This window comes from Streptococcus danieliae, from assembly GCF_009767945.1.
In the GTDB taxonomy this organism is placed as follows: Bacteria; Bacillota; Bacilli; order Lactobacillales; family Streptococcaceae; genus Streptococcus; species Streptococcus danieliae.
The window spans coordinates 1-4,022 of sequence record NZ_WSRS01000115.1 but is presented as its reverse complement, the minus strand read 5'-3'; the positions used below and the strand labels follow the sequence as shown (position 1 = coordinate 4,022).

The 4,022-nt window shown below is 44.6% G+C and carries 4 protein-coding genes and 1 pseudogene; 3 read left to right on the top strand and 2 right to left on the bottom strand.

Translation table 11 applies throughout. From position 1 onward, the window contains the following. Nucleotides 1-261 precede the first annotated feature (261 nt). From yghU to E5983_RS08680, 3 genes are all read left to right on the top strand, one after another. Nucleotides 262-1,050 (top strand): glutathione-dependent disulfide-bond oxidoreductase, encoded by a 789-nt coding sequence (yghU, locus tag E5983_RS08690; RefSeq protein ID WP_160333445.1) that lies wholly within the window; start codon nucleotides 262-264, stop codon nucleotides 1,048-1,050. A 68-nt stretch (nucleotides 1,051-1,118) separates the two neighbouring features. Beyond that, entirely contained in the window at nucleotides 1,119-1,865 is a 747-nt protein-coding gene (locus E5983_RS08685) for a tRNA1(Val) (adenine(37)-N6)-methyltransferase (RefSeq protein ID WP_160333444.1), read from the top strand. Next, nucleotides 1,852-2,127: a GIY-YIG nuclease family protein gene (locus tag E5983_RS08680; RefSeq protein ID WP_160333443.1), complete on the top strand. Its 276-nt coding sequence runs from the start codon at nucleotides 1,852-1,854 to the stop codon at nucleotides 2,125-2,127. The genes E5983_RS08685 and E5983_RS08680 overlap by 14 nt, the downstream gene beginning before the upstream one ends. 27 nt (nucleotides 2,128-2,154) lie before the next feature. Here the strand turns inward: E5983_RS08680 and E5983_RS08675 are convergent, their stop codons facing one another. Then, nucleotides 2,155-2,781, bottom strand: coding sequence for an NAD(P)-dependent oxidoreductase (locus tag E5983_RS08675; RefSeq protein ID WP_160333442.1), 627 nt, complete (start codon nucleotides 2,779-2,781; stop codon nucleotides 2,155-2,157). A 196-nt stretch (nucleotides 2,782-2,977) separates the two neighbouring features. Then, nucleotides 2,978-4,022: pseudogene (locus E5983_RS08670) on the bottom strand (restriction endonuclease); the annotation flags it as partial.

The window sequence follows — 4,022 nt, the reverse complement described above, 5'->3', positions numbered from 1 at the left end:
CCCCCACCACAGGGAAAGCATCTCATAGAAATTCGAAAGAAGCCGGATTCGGATTGACGTTAAAACCATCTCAACACCCTTATTAAAAAGCTAAATAATAAAAGCCTAAAACTGTCAGTTTTCAGGGATTCCACACAACTTGACAAAGAGCCAAAAAAAGCTGTGCGGATTCCTCTGCATAGCTTTTTTGTGCCGTAGTAAAAACTTGAAATGACTCCTTGAATCTGATAGCATAACAGTAGAAAAAACAAGGAGAAAGCTATGTCTCAATACAAAGTACCTGAAATTTGGGAGAATCCTGCCAACCTCGGCGGAGCCTGGGGTGGGCTCAACCAACCCACAGCTGGAAGTCGGTTTGAGCAGACCTTGCCAAAGGGAGAGAAACCCTTCCAACTCTACTCACTTTCAACGCCAAACGGCATTAAAGCCCTCATCATGTTTGAAGAGCTACGAGAGTTGGGGATTGCTGAGGCTGATTACGATGCCTTCCGGATTAAAATTGGTGACGGCGATCAATTTGGTTCTGACTTTGTTAGCATCAACCCTAACTCAAAAATTCCAGCCTTGCTCGATTTATCTGCTGACAAGCCAGTGCGCGTGTTTGAATCTGCCAATATCCTGCTCTATCTAGCTGAAAAATTTGAGCAGTTTCTGCCCAAAGATCCAGCCGAACGTAATGAAGTCCTCAACTGGCTCTTCTGGCAAACAGGTGCTGCTCCCTTCCTAGGCGGAGGTTTCGGCCATTTCTTCCACTATGCACCGGAAAAGATTGAATACGCCATTAACCGCTTTGCTATGGAAACCAAACGCCAGTTGGATCTGCTCGATAAGGAATTGGCCGACAAACCCTATATCGCCGGTGACAGCTACAGTATCGCTGATATTGCCATCTGGTCCTGGTACGGCCGTCTCGCCCAAGACAAGATTTGGGACAAGGCCGGCCACTTCCTCAATGTAGGGGAATACCAAAACCTTCAAGCCTGGACCGCAAAAATCGCACAACGACCAGCCGTCCAGCGGGCTCTCGACGTTAACTACCAGGAAATTTAAACGCTTCAGTCAGGCAACCGAACCCATTCGGTTGCCTGCTTTCTTTGACAAAATGCTATAATGGTTTTATGTGTAAAATTGAATTGCTTCCGGGGGAACGACTGGATCAGTTGTTTACCAGTCCGGTAAAAATTATCCAAAATCGTGACGTCTTCTCCTACTCCATCGACAGTGTCCTCCTGTCTCGCTTCCCCAAATTACCAAAGAAAGGGAAAATCCTCGACCTTTGCGCCGGCAATGGCGCTGTTGGCCTCTTTGCCAGCCAGCACACCAAAGCCTCCATTCTCTTGGTTGAAATCCAAGAACGCCTGGCAGATATGGCCCAACGGTCGGTTCACTTGAATAACTTGGAGCAGCAGGTTGAGGTGTGGAATATGGATTTAAAAGATTTGCCCCAAAAGCTCCCTCCCAGTCAGGTCGATTTAATTCTCTGCAACCCACCCTATTTCAAGGCCAGTGAAACCTCTAATAAAAATCTGAGCCCCTACTACCTCTTGGCTCGCCACGAAATCACTACCAATTTGGAAGAGATTTGTCGCGTTGCCCAGAAGGTTCTCAAATCCAATGGGAGACTGGCCCTGGTCCACCGCCCGGATCGCTTACTAGACATTTTAAATACACTCCAGGCCTACAAATTAGCACCCAAGCGCCTCCAATTTGTTTACCCAAAGGAAAACCGCGAAGCCAATATGATCTTAATTGAGGCAATCAAGGATGGTTCAACAGATGGCTTAAAGATCTTCCCGCCACTCTACATCCATGAGGAGGACGGCTCCTACCGGCCTGAGATTCAGGAAATCTATGGACGCCAATAAAGGAGACTGCATCTACGTGGTTCGCTGCCGGGACAACAGTCTCTACACCGGCTACACCAACCATCTGGAACGCCGAATCAAGCAGCACAACGATGGCAAGGGGGCTAAGTATACACGGGCGAGACGCCCCGTCACCCTGGTCTACACCCAACCCTACCCCGACAAAAGTCAGGCCCTAAGAGCAGAAGCCCAATTCAAAAAACTCAGCAAGGCTCAAAAAGAAGCCATTATCGCAGACTATCAAAAAAGCTTGAATTCTTAAAAATTCAAGCTTTTTTGATATAGGGAATTACCAGCGTACTGACAAACGTGTCTGAGCGTAGCTCCCATCTTCAATCAGATCAACCATGGCCTTAGCATAATCTGCATAGGAAATCTGACTCTTACCCTCTGCATCTGTTGTAAAGACTTCCCCTTCTAAGACATAAGTTCCCTTGGTAGGTGCTTCTGCATCAAAATCAGCTGCTGGACTAAGGTAAACCCAGTCAACATGCTGGCTTGCGCGTAAGAAATCCAAACCAACCTTCATGGCCAAGGCTAGAGGTCTAAAGGCTTCTGGGAAACCATCGCTTTCCGCTAAGGTTAAGCCACCCACTTCTGTAAGATAGAGTGAGCCAGCTCCACCTACAACATAAAACGGAATGTCTGTATTTTCGAGCACAGAGACCAGGTGCTCTAAGGTTTTGGTATGGAGAGGAAGAAGCTCCTCTGCAAAAACTCCAAAGGCTGTCACGACAGCATCAAAACCTTGAAGGTCTGCTCGCGTCACATCCAAAATATCTTTCTCAATCACAGCCTGAGCTTGACTCTTGTTGGCAGAACGGACAATGGCCGTCACCTCATGCCCTCGTTTGACGGCTTCTTTAACAATTTCCTGACCAGCTTGGCCATTGGCTGCAAGTACGGCAATTTTCATAGGGATTCTCTCCTGTAACTTTTTTTGTTACAACTAGTATACTGAAAGACTTCCGGCCTGTCAATCAAAAAGCCTAGAAACAAGAAAAAGGCTAGGATTTCCTCCTTAGCCATTTTCAATTGACAAGCTCAAAATAGTCAAGCTAGGTTAAAATCAAACTAGAGAGTGAGAGCGTGCTTGTACTGTGATGATACGATTAACCAAGATATCGATCAACAAGTTCTTGTAATTTCCCTTCTTTGACTGCTGGAATCGTATCTTCTTGCACAAAGTTGTCACGACTGATTGTTTCTGGAAGATTCCCAAATATATAATTGATACAAATTTTATAGATAATCTCTGTCGGAGCAAAACCAAATACTTGCTTTTCAAGGATGTGTTTAATGCGATCCTGCTCATCAGGAAAGGCTCCTTTTAAACCTTTACTATTATAAAGACGTTTCACCAGTTCGGTGATATAAAGTCCTGATTTCATGTAAGGATCCAAAAAAGTCTTATTTGGATCGTCAAAGATCCCAGGATTTTCCTTCTCCAAATCATCGACCATCCGTTTTACGACTCGTTTCGGTGTAAAAATCTGATTCGTTTTCTGTGGCGGAATATAGTCAAAAATATCCTCTTTTACATCTTCAAAATAGTTAGATAACTCATCTTTCTTTCGTAAAAACTCTTGGATAGCCTCGTCAAAAGTTTGTCGATCAAAAAGATGCCCCTCAAAATCTTTCCCACCATCACGAAGATAACGGAATTGCTCAACGCCAATCCCTGTCACCTCAGAAAAAACAGCTTCGGGAACATAGGTATCAAAATTATCCAAAGTCAAATATTCATCGCCATATGCCATGATAAAACTTGGGATGGTTCTAGCAAAACCACGTAAGTGCCCTCGAATGTCATTCTCCGCTCTATCTCTAATCTTCTCAGCTTGCTTGGTTTCAATTTGCTCGATAAGAGCTTCTGGTAGCTGAGTTACCGTCTCCTTCAGGTTTTCCTTGAGTTCTGCATCATGGTTTTGCTTACTTTCCTCTAATTTTTGATCTAAGTCTGCTTTAAGGATTTCTTTTTCCGCCTTATCATTTGCTTGATCAATTTTCTCCTGATACTCTTCTTGTAAATGTGCCTCTGCTATCTGACGTTTTACTGTAAGCGCCCAATAACAAGGTATCTTCCGATAAAGTAGAAATCTAGCTATACTAGTCTCAGAAAACATGAGTAGAGGAGATTGGTTTAGTGGATGCGAA